This window comes from Allobosea sp. 2RAB26 (genome assembly GCF_052115465.1).
Classification (GTDB): domain Bacteria; phylum Pseudomonadota; class Alphaproteobacteria; order Rhizobiales; family Beijerinckiaceae; genus Allobosea.
Window position 1 is genome coordinate 350,358 of sequence record NZ_JBFRGS010000006.1, and the last position, 15,485, is coordinate 365,842.

General features: G+C 65.0%; 16 protein-coding genes. 6 read left to right on the forward strand and 10 right to left on the reverse strand.

The window, feature by feature from the left end:
- Nucleotides 1–153 precede the first annotated feature (153 nt).
- The 5 genes from AB4118_RS14160 (at nt 154) to AB4118_RS14180 (ending at nt 4,158) form a co-directional block, all read left to right on the forward strand.
- Entirely contained in the window at nt 154–816 is a 663-nt protein-coding gene (locus AB4118_RS14160; protein ID WP_441490320.1) for an amino acid ABC transporter permease, read from the forward strand.
- Complete coding sequence (locus AB4118_RS14165) at nt 813–1,463, forward strand: amino acid ABC transporter permease (RefSeq protein ID WP_069877846.1); 651 nt, start codon at nt 813–815, stop codon at nt 1,461–1,463. The genes AB4118_RS14160 and AB4118_RS14165 overlap by 4 nt, the downstream gene beginning before the upstream one ends.
- Nucleotides 1,450–2,181 (forward strand): amino acid ABC transporter ATP-binding protein, encoded by a 732-nt coding sequence (locus tag AB4118_RS14170; protein ID WP_113519325.1) that lies wholly within the window; start codon nt 1,450–1,452, stop codon nt 2,179–2,181. The genes AB4118_RS14165 and AB4118_RS14170 overlap by 14 nt, the downstream gene beginning before the upstream one ends.
- Before the next feature lie 43 nt (nt 2,182–2,224).
- Entirely contained in the window at nt 2,225–3,007 is a 783-nt protein-coding gene (locus tag AB4118_RS14175; RefSeq protein WP_441490321.1) for a transporter substrate-binding domain-containing protein, read from the forward strand.
- Nucleotides 3,008–3,117: 110 nt separating this feature from the next.
- Nucleotides 3,118–4,158 (forward strand): succinylglutamate desuccinylase/aspartoacylase family protein, encoded by a 1,041-nt coding sequence (locus AB4118_RS14180; RefSeq protein ID WP_441490322.1) that lies wholly within the window; start codon nt 3,118–3,120, stop codon nt 4,156–4,158.
- 9 nt (nt 4,159–4,167) lie between these two features.
- Here the strand turns inward: AB4118_RS14180 and AB4118_RS14185 are convergent, their stop codons facing one another.
- The 10 genes from AB4118_RS14185 to AB4118_RS14230 form a co-directional block, all read right to left on the reverse strand.
- Entirely contained in the window at nt 4,168–4,632 is a 465-nt protein-coding gene (locus AB4118_RS14185) for an NUDIX hydrolase (RefSeq protein ID WP_441490323.1), read from the reverse strand.
- Nucleotides 4,633–5,016, reverse strand: a complete 384-nt coding sequence (locus AB4118_RS14190; RefSeq protein ID WP_441490324.1) for a nuclear transport factor 2 family protein — start codon at nt 5,014–5,016, stop codon at nt 4,633–4,635.
- 81 nt (nt 5,017–5,097) lie between these two features.
- On the reverse strand, nt 5,098–6,246 hold the full coding sequence (gene argE, locus AB4118_RS14195; protein ID WP_441490325.1) for an acetylornithine deacetylase: 1,149 nt from the start codon (nt 6,244–6,246) through the stop codon (nt 5,098–5,100).
- A 225-nt stretch (nt 6,247–6,471) separates the two neighbouring features.
- Complete coding sequence (locus tag AB4118_RS14200) at nt 6,472–8,055, reverse strand: ABC transporter substrate-binding protein (RefSeq protein ID WP_441490326.1); 1,584 nt, start codon at nt 8,053–8,055, stop codon at nt 6,472–6,474.
- A complete protein-coding gene (locus tag AB4118_RS14205; RefSeq protein ID WP_441490327.1) occupies nt 8,052–9,584 on the reverse strand; it encodes a serine hydrolase domain-containing protein in 1,533 nt (510 codons plus the stop codon). The genes AB4118_RS14200 and AB4118_RS14205 overlap by 4 nt, the downstream gene beginning before the upstream one ends.
- A gap of 130 nt (nt 9,585–9,714) precedes the next feature.
- A complete protein-coding gene (locus AB4118_RS14210; protein ID WP_441490328.1) occupies nt 9,715–10,467 on the reverse strand; it encodes an amino acid ABC transporter ATP-binding protein in 753 nt (250 codons plus the stop codon).
- Nucleotides 10,468–10,470: 3 nt separating this feature from the next.
- Nucleotides 10,471–11,325 (reverse strand): amino acid ABC transporter permease, encoded by an 855-nt coding sequence (locus tag AB4118_RS14215; RefSeq protein ID WP_441490329.1) that lies wholly within the window; start codon nt 11,323–11,325, stop codon nt 10,471–10,473.
- The gene (locus AB4118_RS14220; RefSeq protein ID WP_441490330.1) at nt 11,322–12,062 is read right to left on the reverse strand and encodes an amino acid ABC transporter permease; all 741 of its coding nucleotides are present in this window, start codon (nt 12,060–12,062) and stop codon (nt 11,322–11,324) included. Before AB4118_RS14220 ends, AB4118_RS14215 begins: the two co-directional genes overlap by 4 nt.
- Before the next feature lie 169 nt (nt 12,063–12,231).
- Complete coding sequence (locus AB4118_RS14225; protein WP_441490331.1) at nt 12,232–13,053, reverse strand: transporter substrate-binding domain-containing protein; 822 nt, start codon at nt 13,051–13,053, stop codon at nt 12,232–12,234.
- A 93-nt stretch (nt 13,054–13,146) separates the two neighbouring features.
- Complete coding sequence (locus AB4118_RS14230) at nt 13,147–14,130, reverse strand: GlxA family transcriptional regulator (protein ID WP_441490332.1); 984 nt, start codon at nt 14,128–14,130, stop codon at nt 13,147–13,149.
- 103 nt (nt 14,131–14,233) lie between these two features.
- On the opposite strand from AB4118_RS14230, the gene AB4118_RS14235 reads away from it, so the two are divergent.
- Nucleotides 14,234–15,484, forward strand: coding sequence for a sarcosine oxidase subunit beta family protein (locus tag AB4118_RS14235; protein ID WP_441490333.1), 1,251 nt, complete (start codon nt 14,234–14,236; stop codon nt 15,482–15,484).
- Nucleotide 15,485 lies beyond the last annotated feature (1 nt).

The following is a 15,485-nucleotide window of genomic DNA, read 5'->3' on the forward strand; positions in this document are numbered from 1 at the left end:
GCTGCCTCGTTTCATATGTGAAGCTTGACATCAAATAAGAAGCCAACCTAGCCTCTTGTAAAGGGGAGGCTCAATGACACCATCGCTGATCACTCTGTCGGTTTGTTGTGGGCGTGCCGTCACGCTGCCTGCGGCCGTGGCGGTCTGAGCGCGATGAAATACGGCCTGCAGTTTCGGGATGTGTTTGCGGCGTGGGAGTCGATCCTCGACGGCGTCTGGATCACGCTGCTGCTCTCGGCCTGCGCGATGCTCGGCGGCCTCGTCATCGGCGTCGCCTGTGCTGCGGCGCGGGTCTATGGACCGGGCTGGCTGAAGCGGATCGTCGGTGGCTATGTCGAGGTGATCCGCAACACGCCACTGCTGGTCCAGCTCTTCCTGATCTTCTTCGGCCTGCCGAGCTTCGGCCTCCGGCTCGACGGCCTGACGGCGGCGATCATCGCGCTCGTCATCAATCTGGGCGCCTATACCACCGAGATCGTCCGGGCCGGGCTGGAAGCGGTGCCGAAGGCGCAGACCGAGGCCGGCCACTCGCTCGGCCTCTCCGGCCTGCAGGTCTTCCGCTACATCGTGATGTTCCCGGCGCTGAAATCGATGTTTCCCGCGCTCGCCAGCCAATTCGTACTGCTGATGCTGGCGACAAGCGTGGTCTCGCAGATTTCGGTCGAGGACCTGTTCCACGCAGCCTCGATCGTGCAGTCGCGCACCTTCCGCGACTTCGAAGTCTATACCGTGATCGGCGTGCTCTATCTCGGCCTTGCGCTGGCTTTCCGCGGCCTCTTTGCCGGCATCTATTACTGGGCGTTCGTCAGGCGATGATCCGTTCCTTCGGCCTGATCGATGTGATGTACCTGGTCGCGGCGGCGCGCTGGACCGTGGCCTTGACCGTCACCGCCTTCACCGGAGCCGCCCTGCTCGGCCTGGTCATCGCCGTCGTCCGCATCCTGCCCTTCGCGCCGCTGCGCTGGCTGGCGGCCGGCTACACCCATATCGTCCAGGGCACGCCGCTGCTGGTCTGGCTGTTCCTGATCTTCTTCGGCCTGCCGCTGATCGGCATCTCGGTCAATCCGTGGTTCGCAGCCGCCGTCGCCTTCTCGGTCTATGGCAGCGCCTTCCTCGGCGAAATCTGGCGCGGCGCGCTGATCTCGATCGCCAAGACGCAATGGGAGGCCGGCGCCTCGCTCGGCCTGTCGCTCTGGGAACAGTTGCGCCACATCATCGTGCCGCAGTCGATCCGCGTCGCAATCCCGCCCACCGTCGGCTTCCTCGTCCAGCTCATCAAGAACACCTCGCTCGCCGCGACGATCGGGCTTGTCGAACTGACCCGCGAGGGCCAGCTCACTGCCGCCGGCACCTACAAGCCTTTCGCCGTCTACATCACCGTCGCCTGCATCTACTTCCTGATGTGCTTCCCCCTCACGCAATGGAGCCGCTCGCTCGAGCGGAAGCTCGATGTCGCTCGTTGAAATCAAGGGGATCAGCAAGAGCTATGGCGCGGTCCAGGTTCTGAAGAACGTCTCGCTGGACGTCGCGAAGGGGGAGATCATCGCCGTGATCGGGCGCTCGGGCTCCGGCAAGAGCACCATGCTGCGCTGCATCAACGGCCTCGAGCCGATCCAGGGCGGTTCGATCCTCGTCGACGGCGTGCAGGTGAACGATCCCAGGACCAACCTGCGCAAGCTCCGGCAGGAGGTCGGCATCGTCTTCCAGAGCTTCAACCTGTTCCCGCATCTCTCGGTCTGCGACAACATCACACTCGCGCCGCGGGTGGTGAAGAAGCAGGCGCCGGACGCAGCCCGCGAGATCGCCCGCGACGTGCTGCGCCGCGTCGGGCTGGAGGACAAGCTCGACGCCTTCCCGTCCCAGCTTTCCGGCGGCCAGCAGCAGCGCGTCGCCATCGCCCGTTCGCTCGCGATGCAGCCCAAGCTGATGCTGTTCGACGAGGTCACCTCGGCGCTCGATCCCGAACTCACCGGCGAGGTGCTGAAGGTGCTCGAATCGGTGGCGCAGGACGGCATGACGATGATCCTCGTCACGCATGAGATGGGCTTTGCCCGCCGCTTCGGCTCGCGCGTGGTCTTCATGCACGAGGGCCGCATTCACGAAGAAGGCCAGGCCGCGGCGGTGCTCGCCGAGCCGAAGACGCCCGAACTACAGACCTTCCTCAGCGCGGTCCTGCACTGAGGAGGCCGATCGACACCAGTTGCACAACGAGGGGAGACGAAACATGCGTTCGCTATTTGCAGGTTTGGCTGCACTGACTGTTGCCGTCTTTGGCGGAGCCGAAGCCCGGGCCGACAAGCTCCAGGACATCCTGTCCAAGGGCGTGGTACGCATCGGCGTGCCGCTCGACGCCCCGCCCTTCGGCGCCCAGGACGAGAACCGCAAGCCGATCGGCTTCGACATCGAGATGGCCGAAATGGTCGCCAAGGGCCTCGGCGTAAAGCTCGAGATGCAGCAGATCACCGGCGCCAACCGGATTCCGTTCCTGCTCACCGACAAGGTCGATATCGTGATCTCGGTGATGGGGCTGACGCCGGAGCGCGCCAAGCAGATCCAGTTCACCGCGCCCTATGCCAATACCTTCCTGGCCGTCTATGGCGCCAAGGCCTCGCCGGTCAGCAGCCCCGAGACCATCGGCTCCGCCCGCGTCGCCGCCGCCAAGGGCACGACACAGGAACTGGCGATCTCGGCGACCGCACCCAAGGCGAGCCTGATGCGCACCGAGGACGATGCCACGGCCGCGGCAGCCTATATCACCGGCCAGGCCGATCTGCTCGCCACCAACAGCATCGTCGCGCAGGCGCTCGCCAAGCAGAATCCGGCGAAGGAGTTCGAGCGCAAGTTCGTCATCCGCCGCAGCCCGGCCCATATGGGTGTGCAGATGGACCAGCATAATCTCGTGCGCTGGCTCGATGGCTTCATCTTCTTCAATGCGATGAACGGCGAGCTCGACCGGCTGCATCGCAAGTATTTGGACATGCCGATGGACCCGCTGCCGACGCTCTGAGCGACGCCAGACATCAGCCGGGCGCAGGCCGCGCCCGGCATTTTCCCTTCAGACTGCGCCACCGGGCCGGATTGCCGCCCCAAGAGCCTGGGCGCGCCCGCGAGCCAGCCATGACCAGCGTCAAGCAGAACCCCACGCCCCGTCCCTCCAGCGCCTTCCTGACAGTCGATCCCGAGCGCGACGGCAAGCAAGTCGGCTTCGTCATGATTCCGCATTCGCCGCATGACGACGCCTGGGGCGCGACGCGGATCCCGATCGCGATCATCAAGAACGGCTCCGGCCCGACGGCGATCCTCGAAGGCGGCAACCATGGCGATGAATACGAGGGGCCGATCACGATCTGCGATCTGATCCGCGATCTCGATCCCGGCCGCGTGCAAGGCCGGCTGATCCTGATGCCGGCGAACAATTCGCACGCCGTCATCGCCGGCCAGCGGACGTCGCCGGTCGATGGCCTGAATTTCAACCGGACCTTCCCGGGCGACCCGCGCGGCACCATCACCCAGCAGATCGCAGCCTTTGTCAGCGACCATATCCTGCCGCTCGGCGACGCCTTCCTCGACCTGCATTCAGGCGGCTCCTCGCTCGACATCATCCCGAGCGCGATCGTCGAGCCGACCGACGATCCGGCGCTGCACGCGCGCAATGTCGCCGCAGTGCAGGCGTTCGACGCGCCGATGACGGTGGTGATCAGCAATCTCGGCGAGCCGCGCACCGCAACAGCAACGGCCTGCCGCAACGGGCTCGTCACCGTCGGCACCGAGATGGCGGGCGGCGGCACGGTTTCGCTGGAGGCGCTCAAGGTCTGCCGGCGCGGCGTTGCCAATGTGCTTGACCATCTCGGCATCGTCGCGCGCGACACCCCGGAGCCGAAGCGCGGCGAAGGCCAGATCCTCGAGCTGCCCGGCACCTCGGCTTATGTCTATGCCACCGTCGACGGCGTCTTCGAACCCTTCCACGCCAATGGCGCCAAGGTCAGTGCCGGCCAGCCGGCCGGCCGCATCCATTGCACCTGGGACCCGACCCGCCCGCCCGAGACGCTGCACTATGCCGCCGACGGCATCCTCTACGGCCGCCGCCAGCCCGGCCGCGTCCGGCCCGGCAATTGCTGCCTGATCGTGGCTGCGCCCTATCGCGGCGTGCTGTCGTAGCGGGGCGCGTCAGCGCTCCCGCCAAAACTCGCAATAGCGAGTGCCGGACTGCCAATGGGCGATGGCCTCGCGAACATAGGCAATCGTGTTCTCCGGCAAGTCATCGATTGGGAACCAGGCCAGTTCGACGCATTTTTCAGGCTCGGCATTGCGAAGCTGGCCCTGCCAGATCGGCGCCTCGAAGAAGAAATCCAGCCGCTCCTCGTCCTGCGATCGGTGGAGCACAGTTGCGAAGGTCAGGCTGGCCGGATCGATCTCGACGCCCGCCTCTTCCTTCGCTTCGCGCGCGGCCGCTGCTCGCAGCGGCTCGCTGCCGTCATGATGCCCGGAGACGAGACCGTAATTGCCGTCCTCGTAACCCGTGTTCGCGCGCCGCAGCAGCAGGAGTTCGCTCCCCCGCCGAAAGATCACATAGACTGACACGACCAGCTTGAACCGCTCCGGCTTGCCGGTGCTCTCTGTCCTGATCGCCATCTAACGCGCAGGCTCGACGACCTGCCACGACGATCCGGTATCGTAGAAGAAGCGCTCCTCGACGATGCGGTCGCCGCGCCAGCGCTGGATCGCGAGTTCTTCCAGCCGCCGCGTCACTCCCTGCTTGTCGGTGGCATCGAAGATCCAGTGAATCACGACCCGGTCACCATCGACCAGCACGGCCCGGGCGGGATGTGTGTGCATCCGGTTGAGCCGGACGAGTGCCCTGGCCTCATGCGCCATCAATTCGTCGCGTCCGCGGCGCGGCTCGGCGCCGTTCTCCTGCATCGAAGCATCCTCGCAGTAGAAGTCGCGGATGGCGCCGACATGATCGCCACTCACGACGGCTGCGACAAAAGCCTCGACACGCTGGCGATCAGGCATGGTCAGTCTCCTCCGGATGATCCGTGCCGGCATTCATGCACGGCCTCAGGCGATCAACCAGAACTGCGCTGACAGCCTGCGTCAGGAGGACAAACGATCGCGAATCCGCGCAATCATGGCCATCGCGCCGGCCAGTTCCGCATCGGTGATGTACTCCTCGGGCTTATGCGCCCTGTTCACGTCACCCGGCCCGCAGACGATTGCAGGGATGCCCGCCGCCTGAAAGAGCCCGGCCTCGGTACCGAAGCTGACGGCCTGCTGGCGCGGGTTCCCGCTGACGTCCTCGGTCAACCCGACCAACGGATCCTCATCGGGCAGATCGAGCGGCGGATAGTCGCTCATCGTTTCGAAGCCGAAGACGACATTGTGCCCATCCGCGACAGCAGCAGCATGGATGCGCTCCGCCTCGCGCGGCAGGAAGGCAAGCAGTCCGGCCGGCTCCTGCCCAGCGATGGCGCGAGCCTCGACCTCGAAGACGCATTGCGCCGGAACGATGTTGATGCCGGTTCCCCCCTGCACCGTGCCGACCTGGATCGTGGAATAGGGCGGGGCAAAGCTGTCGGCGAAGGGGCCCTCCACCGCATGCCGGCGCGCCTCGGCATGCACGGCAGCCATCAACTCCGCAGCGTAGTGAATGGCATTGTCGCCGAGATCGGTCCGCGACGAGTGCCCGGCCTTGCCCTCGACCGTCACGCGTTGAGCGATCTTGCCCTTGTGACGCAAAACGGGATGGAGATCGGTCGGCTCGCCGACGATGCAGCCGGCCGGCCGGGGGCAAAGCTCCCGCAGCCGCGCGATCAGGTGACGAACGCCGACGCAGCCGACCTCCTCGTCATAGGAAAGCGCGATGTGGACCGGCCGCGTCAGCCGGCGCGAGGCGAGATCCGGCACGCTCGCCAGCACGCTGGCCACAAACCCCTTCATGTCGACAGCGCCGCGCCCGATCAGGCGGTCGCCATTGCGGCGCAAGGCGAAGGGCTGTCCGACCCAGCCCTCGGGGGCAGCGGGCACGACGTCGAGATGGGCCGAGAGAATGATCCCACCCGGCTCACGCGGCCCGATGGTGGCGAAGAGATTGGAGCGATCCCCTTCCGGCCCCGGGACGATGACGCTCTCGACGCCATGGCTCGCGAGATATCCGCGCACATGCTCGATGATCGCCGCATTCGGCGTCCGGCAAATAGAGGGAAAGGCCACAAGATCGGCCAGAACCGTTTCGACAGTCGTCATGACAAGCCACGTGATTGAAGCGGCCCATCGATCGGACCGCACAGGAGGGATAAGCGCAATTCTAGCAGAGGGGCAGCTCGCAATCCGTGCCCGTCTGGCTGCCGGATGCGCCCCATCCTGCCGGGATTGGCCCTGCCGCCGGCAGAATGTTCCGATCTTGTGGTCCAGGGCGAGAGAAGCCTCGCCCCGGACCGCGCATCGACCGCAGCCGTCACTGCTCGCTGCTTACTTCTTCTCGATGTTCCAGAACAGCATCACCGGTGCGGCGAGCACGCCTGAAATGTTGCTGCGGCGGGCATAGGGCTGGTCGAACTGACCGAGCACGCGATAGGGTTGTACTTCCGCGAGCCGCCGATGCAGCGCTTCGATCGCGAGCTTGCCGCTTGCCTCGTCCGGAGCATCGACGACAGCGCCACGCAGCCGTTCGGCCTCGGCATCGCAGGGCCAGCCCGCCCACGCCTTCTCGCAGCCCATATTGGTGCCGATATTGGTCATCGGCGACTGCATCGTCGCGCCCGACGCGTAGGTGACGAACAGGTTCCAGCCGCCCTGATCCACGGTGCCGCGATTCTGCTGGCGGGTGGTGACGGTGCCCCAATCGGCAAACTGCACATCGACATTGAAGCCGACCTCCTTGAGCGACTGCGCCGCGACCTCGGCCATGCGGCCGATCGGGGCGATGTCGTTCGAAGTGCTCAGCACCAGCTTCTCGCCCTTGTAGCCGCTCTCGGCGAGCAGCTTCTTCGCGGTTGCAAGATCGGGCTTGGCATAGGCTTCGGAGCCGATTTCGGTTCCGTTTGGCCCGCCACAGACGAAATAGGCATTGCAGCGCTTCCACCACTCCTCGTCCCCGAACCCGGCGGCGAGGAAATCGGCCTGGTCCGTGGCATAGGCCAGGGCGAGCCTGGCCTTGGGATTGTTGAACGGCGGATAGAGGTGGTTCGGCCGCAGCATCACCTGGTTGGCGAGGTTCGAGTAGCGTTCGACCTTGACGTCGCGGGTCTTGGCGATGGTCGAGATCAGGTCCTGGCTCGGCTGCTCCCAGATATCGATCTCGCCGGTCTGGATCGCAGCGGCCGCCGTCGCGGTGTCCGGCATGATGATCCATTCGACGCGGTCGAGCTTGACGACGCGGCCTCCCGCCAGGCCGTCGGCCGGTTCCGAGCGCGGCACATAATCGGGGTTGCGATCGTAGACGACGCGCGCGCCGCTGCGCCATTCCGCCCGGTTGAAGCGGAAAGGGCCGCTGCCGATCGCTTCTGTGACCGGCTTCATCGGATCGCTCTTGGCATCGCTCTCGCGCATGATCACAGGGATCTGGCCGACCGCCGAGCCGAGTGCGAAAGGCACGAGTGCCATCGGCCGCTTCAGCTTCAGCGTGAAGGTCCGGTCGTCGACCGTCTCCAACCCTTCCGTATACTCGCCGAGCTTGCCGCCGATCGTGTCGCGCGCCATCCAGCGCTTGAGCGAAGCGATGACGTCGCGGGTCGTGACCGGCTGGCCGTCATGGAACTTGAGGCCGGGCCGCAGCGTGAAACTCCAGGACAGCTTGTCGGGAGCAGTCGAGAAGCTCTCGACCATTTGCGGGTGCGGCTGCAGCTTTGAATCCCAGGCGAACAGCGTCTCGTAGATCATCAGCCCATGCATGCGGGTGATGACGATCGAAGCGGCAACGGGATCGAGCGTCTTGAGATCCGCATGCGGCGCGACACGCAAGGTGCGGCTCGGAGCCGGCTGGGCCTGTGCCTCGAGACCGAGCGTCAGCGACGCGGCGCAAAGCAACAATCCGGCAAGGCTGGAACGGATCATCGGGTACCTCCAACGTCGTCGACACGATCGAATTGCAGGACACGCGCCCGATGGCTGTCGACGCGCAGGGAGCCGTCCGGCTGCAGCCACAAGCAAGGCCGGTGCCGCCAGGGACCATGAACAAGATCGGCGAGCGCGCGGCCTCCCGGCAAGGGAGTCAGCCGGGTGGTCATGCCGACCGGCTCGGCCCAGGGCCATTGTGCCGTGCCGTCCGCTTCAACCGTGATCTCGACGCCGAAGCTGCGCTCGCGCCAGCGGCCGACAAGGCGCGGGTCGAGCGGCGTGGCGGCCGGAACGCGCAGAAGACGACGCTCGACACCGCCGATCCGCGCCCGAATCTCGTCTTCGCCGAGCGTGCGGAGCTCGATGTCGAGATAGGAAGGCAGGCTTCTCAACCTGCCGTTCTCGCCGACGACGAGACGCTCATGCCCGCCCATGACGCCGATCGAGTCTCCAGCGAGCTCGGCCCAGAAGGACCCTTCCTCTCCGACATAGAGGCCGGTCGGCCCAGCCTTCGGTGCCTCGGGCAGCGCTTCGCCCAGAAGTGCCGCAAGCACACGCAACGCCGGCCAGAGCGCCTCCTCCTCACGATTGCTCAGCACGACGACGCCGACACCATGCTCGGGCGCCATCAGGAAGTGGTTGCGGTAGCCCGTGAGTGATCCGCCATGGCCGATCACCGTGGTACCGAGAAGCGGAGTGCTGACCAGGCCGAGGCGGTAGCCGCTCTCGCGACCATCCGCGAACTGGCGCGGCGCGGTGAGTTTCTCGAACAGGCCGGCGAGCGGCCCGCGCCCGGCCATCAGATCGGACGCCCAGATCGCCAGCGCCGATGCGCTGCCGACAAGCCCGCCTGAGGCAGAGAACTGGAAGCCGTAGCGTCCACGCCGCCAGTTGACGCCATCATGCCAGTAGCCAGTTGCGAGATCCGGCACGATCTCGCTCTCATCCTCCGGGAAGACGAAGGGCAGGGCGAGAGGCCCGAACAGGCGCAGCCGCAGGGCTTCGCGATAGGTGATGCTGCGCTGGGCCGGCAGCACCGACTGCGCCAGGCGCCAGCCGGTATTGGAATAGGCCATCTCCTGGCCGGGCACGGCATTGATGCCCGGCAGGCGCTGAGCGAAACCGTGAATCTCAGGCGCGCTGAGGCTCGTGGTGTAGGGCACGCCGAGCTGCCACAGGGTCTCCATCATGTCCGGCAGGGCGCCGGTCATGTCAAGTGCGCGGCCGAGAGGCACGGCGGCTATGGCGGCAGGCAAACCATCCAGCAGGCTGCCGAGTGGTGCGTCGAGCGATATGCCTTCCAGCAGCAGCGTCGCCGCCATGAAATGCTTGCTGATCGAGGCCAGACGATTGGGCGTATCCGCCGTGAAGGGCGTCTGTTGTTCCAGATTGGCGAAACCGCCGGCACAGGCCTCAAGCCGTCGCTCCGCATCGAAGATGACGACCGCACCACCTGGCCCTGCCTGATCGGCCCAGCTCTTCGTGATAGCGGCTGCTTCCGCCTCGGCCCGTGTCCAGTCCAGCATGATTTCTCCCTCGCTTCCTCGCTAGTGTTAGAGAGGCATCCGCAGGCGACATAGGCCCTGCCACTGCATGGCAGGCACGCGGAAACCGTCGGATCGAGACGCGGGGAAGAGCCGGACTGACGACGGCTTGCTACAATACCTTGTCCAGAAACCCCTTCGTGCGCTCTTCGCGTGGATTGCCGAACACATCCGCCGGCGAACCATGTTCCACGATCAGGCCGCCATCGGTGAAATAGACATGATCGGCCACCTCACGCGCGAAGCCCATTTCATGGGTGACGAGGATGCATGTCATCCCTTCTGCGGCGAGGTCCTGGATCGTCACCAGCACCTCCTTCTTGGTTTCGGGATCGAGCGCGGCGGTGACCTCGTCGAACAGCATCACCTTCGGGTTCATCGCCAGCGACCGCGCAATCGCGACCCGCTGCTGCTGACCGCCCGAAAGCTCGCCGGGATAGGTCGCGAGCTTCTGCGAAAGGCCGACCTTGGCGAGAAGCTTGCGCGCCCGCTCCTCGACTTCGACCTTGTCCTGCTTCAGCACATGGATCGGCGCCATCATCACGTTCTGAAGCGCGGTCTTGTGAGGAAAGAGGTTGTATTGCTGGAAGACAATGCCGACGTCGCGACGCAGCGCCAGCTTGTCGAGCTTCGCATCGTTCACCTCGCGACCGGCGAGCCTGATCGAGCCCTTGCTGATCGGCACCAGCCCATTGATACAGCGCAGCAGCGTCGACTTGCCTGAACCGGACGGGCCGATGATGCAGACGGTCTCGCCACGCCGGACAGTCAGGCTGACATCCCTGAGGACGGAAAAGCTGCCGAAGGATTTCTCGACCCCCTCGACTACGACGACGGGCTCGCCCAGTTGATGACGGCTCGCCATGGCTCAAGCTTTCACGTTGAAGCGCCGCTCCAGCGCCAGCGTCGCCCGCGCGATCGGGTAGCAATAGGCGAAGAACATCAGGAGCAGCAGCAGATACATCGGGATCATCAATTCCGGCCGGCTCTCGGCGATCAGCGCCGCGCGGGTGACGGAGAGCGCGTCCTGGATGCCGACCACCGAAATCAATGTCGTCGCCATGGTCAGGATCGCATAGAGGTTCATCCAGGGTGGGAGCATCCGCTTGAAGGCCTGCGGCAGGATGATCATCCACATCGTCTGCGCCCGCGTGAAGGCGAGCGCATCGGCGGATTCCCACTGGCCGGCGGGAATCGACTTGATACCGCCGCGCACGATCTCGGAGACATTGGCCGCGACCGGCAGCGCAAGTCCGATGACCGCCTTCACCCAGGCTGGGAAGGCGATCGTGATGCCGAACAGCTGAAATTCGAAGGGCAACAGGAACATCGCGTAGAACAGCAGCACCAGCCAGGGCGCGTTGCGGAAGAACTGCGTTACGCCCCGGGCGGTCTTGCGGACCGGCGCGACCAGCGAGACCTGCGCGATGCCGACGAGCACACCGACGACGGTGCCGAGCGCCATCGAGAGGAAGCTGATCAGGATATTGAACAGGAAACCCTGGAAGATCAGCGGCGCCCAGCGCAGCAGCACGGTGGCCGCACCTTCGCCAGCCGGACGCGCCGTGACCTGCGCAAGAGCCAGCGAAGCGCCGAACAGGATGACGAAGACAGTTAGCGTGCCGCCGCCCAACATCATCGGCGCGGCGAAACCCGAGGGGGCGATCGGCGCAGGGGCGCGGTACGGCTTGAGCACCGGCAGATCGGTTGAGCCGGACCTCATGTCGAATATCCCGGAATGCGCATCGACCGCTCCCAGCGGCCCATGATCCAGACCAGCACCGCCACCAGCACGACATAGGTGACGAGCAGAACGTTCATCATCTCCCGGACGTTGAACACCTCGGACCAGATCTGCGAGGCCGCATAGAGCAGCTCCGGCACGCCGATGGCATAGGCCAGCGTCGTGGTCTTCACGAGATTGATCAGGTTGTTGTTCAGCGCCGGCAGGCAAATGCGGAAGGCGAGCGGCAGCACGACATGGAGATAGAGCTGCAGACGGGTATAGCCGAGCGACTCGGCCGCTTCGACCGTCGTCGATGGCACGGCCTCGATGCCGGCGCGAAAGATCTCGACGTTGAAGGCGCCGGCGAAGAGCGAGAATGCGATGATCGCCCAGCCGGTCCCGGAGACCAGCGGCGACTGGCCGCCAAAACCATCGCTCACCGTCGGCAACAGGCTCGCCACGGCGAAGTAGAAAAAGGAGAGCTGCACCAGCGGCGGCGTATTGCGGAAGAACTGCACATAGACGCGCACCACGAGTCGACCGAAGCGCGAATTGCCGCCGGCGAGCCAGACACCGATCAGGCCGAGCGCCATCGACGCGATGATCGAGACCACGCAGATATAGGTCGTGGTCCACAACCCGGTCAGGAAGCGTGAACGGTCGAACGCATCGTAGAAGACCGAGAAATTCAGCCCCTGCGTATCGTTCAGCCACTGGAAGAAGGACGCGATCAAGAAAACCTGCTCATGCCGCAGCACCGTTTCAGCCGAAGGCCCATCGTCATCCGAGGTGCCAGGACGCGGAATGCCGGGATCCCTCGCACCGCGCGGCGATGGATCCCGGGTCAAACCCGGGATGACGTGTCTGAGGCTGCATCAACGCAGCCGATCGAGCGCGACCGCGTTACGAAGCTGACTTCAGCTTCTTGTTGGTCTCGATCAGATAGGGGCTCTGCTTGATGCCCCATTTGGTCTCGAGTTCGAGCAGCTTGCCGCTCTTGTGCCAGTCGACCGACATGTCCTTGACCAGCTTGCCGAAGGGACCGTCCATGTCCTCGAGGCGAATGCCGATCGCCCAGAGCTGCGGATCTTCCGAAGCCAGCGGCATTTCGTAATTCGCCCATTTCGGATCGCCCGCGGCCAACGTCGAGACGATCAGCGTGTCGTCGAACAGGAAGGCGACGCAGTTATTGCCCTGCAGAGCATTCAGCGCATCCGGCACCGAGGGGAAAACCACGAGTTCAGGCGCATAGAGCTGCGAGACGCGGCGGTTATAATAAGCTCCCTGGACGCCGCAGACCTTGCGCCCCTTCAGATCTTCCCATTTCTTCAGATTGGCGCTCTTGGGAGCCAGCACATTGGTGGCGCTGGCATAGTAATTCGGCTCGACCATGCCGACGACCTTGCGGCGCTCAGGCGTGTCGCCCATCGTCGCCAGGACCATGTCGATACGGCCCTGCTTGAGGAATTCCATGCGGTTGGCGGCGATGACCGGGAGCATTTCCAGCTTGACACCGATCTTGTCGGCGACCGCCTGTGCGAGATCGATCTCGAGCCCGACGATCTTGCCGGACGGCTCAAGGAAGCCCCATGGCTTGTAGTCGTTCTTCACGCCGACGGTGAGGACACCCTTTTCCTTGATCTTGGCGAGCGAGTCCTGCGCGAATGCCGGCATCGCGGCGAGCATCGCGGCGCAGGCGAGCGCGAGCGTGAAGGTACGTTTCATGGCAACCGGTCCCCGTTGTTCTGTTGGGGCCTAGAGTTTCGACCTATCCCCATTTCGAATTGTCGTCATGCGACTGTTTCTTGATGCTCAGCGTCAAACCGCCGCTCGGTAAGGGACACGTTCGCCGCGCGGCGGGTGATTGAAGCGGGCGCGATAGGCGCGAGAAAAATGGCTCGCGCTCGAAAAGCCGCAAGCGAGTGCGACCTCCAGCACCGACAGGCTGGTCTGGCGCAGGAGATGGCGGGCCCGCTCCAGCCTGAGGCCGAGATAGTGCTCTCCGAGCGAACGCCCGAGATGCAAGCGGAACAGCCGTTCCAACTGGCGCAGCGAGACGCCGGCCGTACGCGCGAGTTCGCCGCGCGAAAGCGGCGTTTCGAGATTCTGCTCCATGCGCCCGACAACCCGTAGAAGCGGCGCATGGCTGACGCCGAGCCGCTCGCGCAGCGGCATGCGCTGCGGCCCCTCGCCTTCGCGTACATGGGTCTGAAGGAACCACTCGCTGACGGCGAGAGCCAGTTCGCTGCCATGCTCGCGTGCGATGACCGCATGCATCATATCGAGCGGGGCCGTGCCGCCGCTCGATGTCAGGCGGTCACGGTCGATCTCGTAGAGCGAACGCCGCAGATCGAGCTCCGGATAGTCCTCGATGAAGGCTGGCGCATGTTCCCAGTGAATGGTGAAGCGGTAGCCCGTCAGCACATTGGCGCGCGCCAGGATATAGGGCCCGCCCGAGATACCTCCGAGCTTCACCCCGCGGCGCGCCAGCTGCCTGAGCCAGGCGAAGGTTGGCTGGTGCTGGAAGGCGGCAGGGTTTCCGCCAGCGCAGACGAAGACGTAGTCGAGACGGGCGTCATCGCCGACAGCGAAATCAGGCTGGATGCGGACGCCATTGGAGGCAGGCGCCGGTGATCCGTCGATCGAGACGTGGCTCCAGCGATACAGGTCCCGCCCCGAGAGGCGGTTGGCGGCGCGCAGCGGCTCGATCGCCGTTGCATAGGCCAGCAGCGCAAAATCCGGAATCAGCAGGAAGCCGACATGGGTCGGCGCCTCTTCTTCACGCCTGTCGTTACTGGTCAAGATCGCGTCGCTGATAGTCATGTCCGTCAGACTATGTTCGTCAATCTCAGGATGACAAGCCCGGCGCGAATTCCTGTCCGGCATAGACGTCCCGGGTGCCCCGATGCGCTATTCGATTTTCTCCCTCGCCGCACAGACACTCAAGGGTCACCGTGGCTGGACCCTGGCCTGGCGCGATGCGGCGCCGAAGGCGGAATACGACGTCCTGGTCATCGGCGGCGGCGGCCATGGGCTGGCAACGGCCTATTACCTCGCGAGCCAGCACGGCATCACCAATGTCGCGGTCATCGAGAAGGGCTATATCGGATCCGGCAATGTCGGGCGGAATACCACCATCATCCGCTCCAACTATCTGCTGCCCGGCAATACCCCGTTCTACGAATGGTCGCTGAAGCTCTGGGAGGGGCTGGAGCAGGACATCAACTACAACGCGATGGTCAGCCAGCGCGGCGTGCTGAACCTCTACCATTCCGACCCCCAGCGCGACGCCTATGCCAGGCGCGGCAATGCCATGCGACTTGCCGGTGTCGATGCCGAGTTGCTCGACCGCGAGCAGGTCCGTGCCATGGCGCCCTTCCTGAACTACCGGGATGGCCGCTTCCCGATCCAGGGCGGTCTTCTGCAGCGCCGTGGCGGCTCCGTCCGGCATGATGCCGTCGCCTGGGGCTACGCCCGTGCCGCCGACCAGCGCGGTGTCGATATCGTGCAGAATTGCGAAGTCACCGGACTGACGATCGAAGGCGGCCGCATCACCGGCGTCGAGACGACGCGTGGCGCGATCAGGGCCAGGAAGGTCGCACTTGCGGTCGCCGGCAACTCCTCGCGGCTCGCCGGGATGGCCGGGATGCGGTTGCCAATCGAAAGCCACGTGCTGCAGGCCTTCGTCTCCGAGGGCGTGAAACCGCTGATCGACAACGTCGTCACCTATGGCGCCGGGCATTTCTACATCAGCCAATCAGACAAGGGCGGGCTCGTCTTCGGCGGCGATATCGATGGCTACAATTCCTACGCCCAGCGCGGCAACCTGCCGGTGATCGAGGACGTGATGGAATCGGCCATGGCCTTATGGCCGGGCCTTGGCCGCATCCGGATGCTCCGTCACTGGGGCGGCATCATGGACATGTCGATGGACGGCTCGCCGATCATCGACCACACCCCGGTCCAGGGCCTCTATCTCAATGCCGGCTGGTGCTATGGCGGGTTCAAGGCGACGCCGGCCTCCGGCTGGTGTTTCGCCCACCTGATCGCCCGCGACGAGCCCCATGAGGTCGCGACCGCCTATCGGCTCGACCGCTTCGCGACGGGCCGCCTCATCGACGAAAAGGGCGCTGGCGCCCAGCCGAACCTGCACTGAG

What these genes read in the sequence shown, in the direction of transcription:
- AB4118_RS14160 (WP_441490320.1), top strand. Translation starts at nt 154, where the DNA reads ATGAAATACGGCCTGCAGTTTCGGGATGTGTTTGCGGCGTGGGAGTCG.
- AB4118_RS14165 (WP_069877846.1), top strand. Translation starts at nt 813, where the DNA reads ATGATCCGTTCCTTCGGCCTGATCGATGTGATGTACCTGGTCGCGGCG.
- AB4118_RS14170 (WP_113519325.1), top strand. Translation starts at nt 1,450, where the DNA reads ATGTCGCTCGTTGAAATCAAGGGGATCAGCAAGAGCTATGGCGCGGTC.
- AB4118_RS14175 (WP_441490321.1), top strand. Translation starts at nt 2,225, where the DNA reads ATGCGTTCGCTATTTGCAGGTTTGGCTGCACTGACTGTTGCCGTCTTT.
- AB4118_RS14180 (WP_441490322.1), top strand. Translation starts at nt 3,118, where the DNA reads ATGACCAGCGTCAAGCAGAACCCCACGCCCCGTCCCTCCAGCGCCTTC.
- AB4118_RS14185 (WP_441490323.1), bottom strand. Translation starts at nt 4,632, where the DNA reads ATGGCGATCAGGACAGAGAGCACCGGCAAGCCGGAGCGGTTCAAGCTG.
- AB4118_RS14190 (WP_441490324.1), bottom strand. Translation starts at nt 5,016, where the DNA reads ATGCCTGATCGCCAGCGTGTCGAGGCTTTTGTCGCAGCCGTCGTGAGT.
- argE (WP_441490325.1), bottom strand. Translation starts at nt 6,246, where the DNA reads ATGACGACTGTCGAAACGGTTCTGGCCGATCTTGTGGCCTTTCCCTCT.
- AB4118_RS14200 (WP_441490326.1), bottom strand. Translation starts at nt 8,055, where the DNA reads ATGATCCGTTCCAGCCTTGCCGGATTGTTGCTTTGCGCCGCGTCGCTG.
- AB4118_RS14205 (WP_441490327.1), bottom strand. Translation starts at nt 9,584, where the DNA reads ATGCTGGACTGGACACGGGCCGAGGCGGAAGCAGCCGCTATCACGAAG.
- AB4118_RS14210 (WP_441490328.1), bottom strand. Translation starts at nt 10,467, where the DNA reads ATGGCGAGCCGTCATCAACTGGGCGAGCCCGTCGTCGTAGTCGAGGGG.
- AB4118_RS14215 (WP_441490329.1), bottom strand. Translation starts at nt 11,325, where the DNA reads ATGAGGTCCGGCTCAACCGATCTGCCGGTGCTCAAGCCGTACCGCGCC.
- AB4118_RS14225 (WP_441490331.1), bottom strand. Translation starts at nt 13,053, where the DNA reads ATGAAACGTACCTTCACGCTCGCGCTCGCCTGCGCCGCGATGCTCGCC.
- AB4118_RS14235 (WP_441490333.1), top strand. Translation starts at nt 14,234, where the DNA reads ATGCGCTATTCGATTTTCTCCCTCGCCGCACAGACACTCAAGGGTCAC.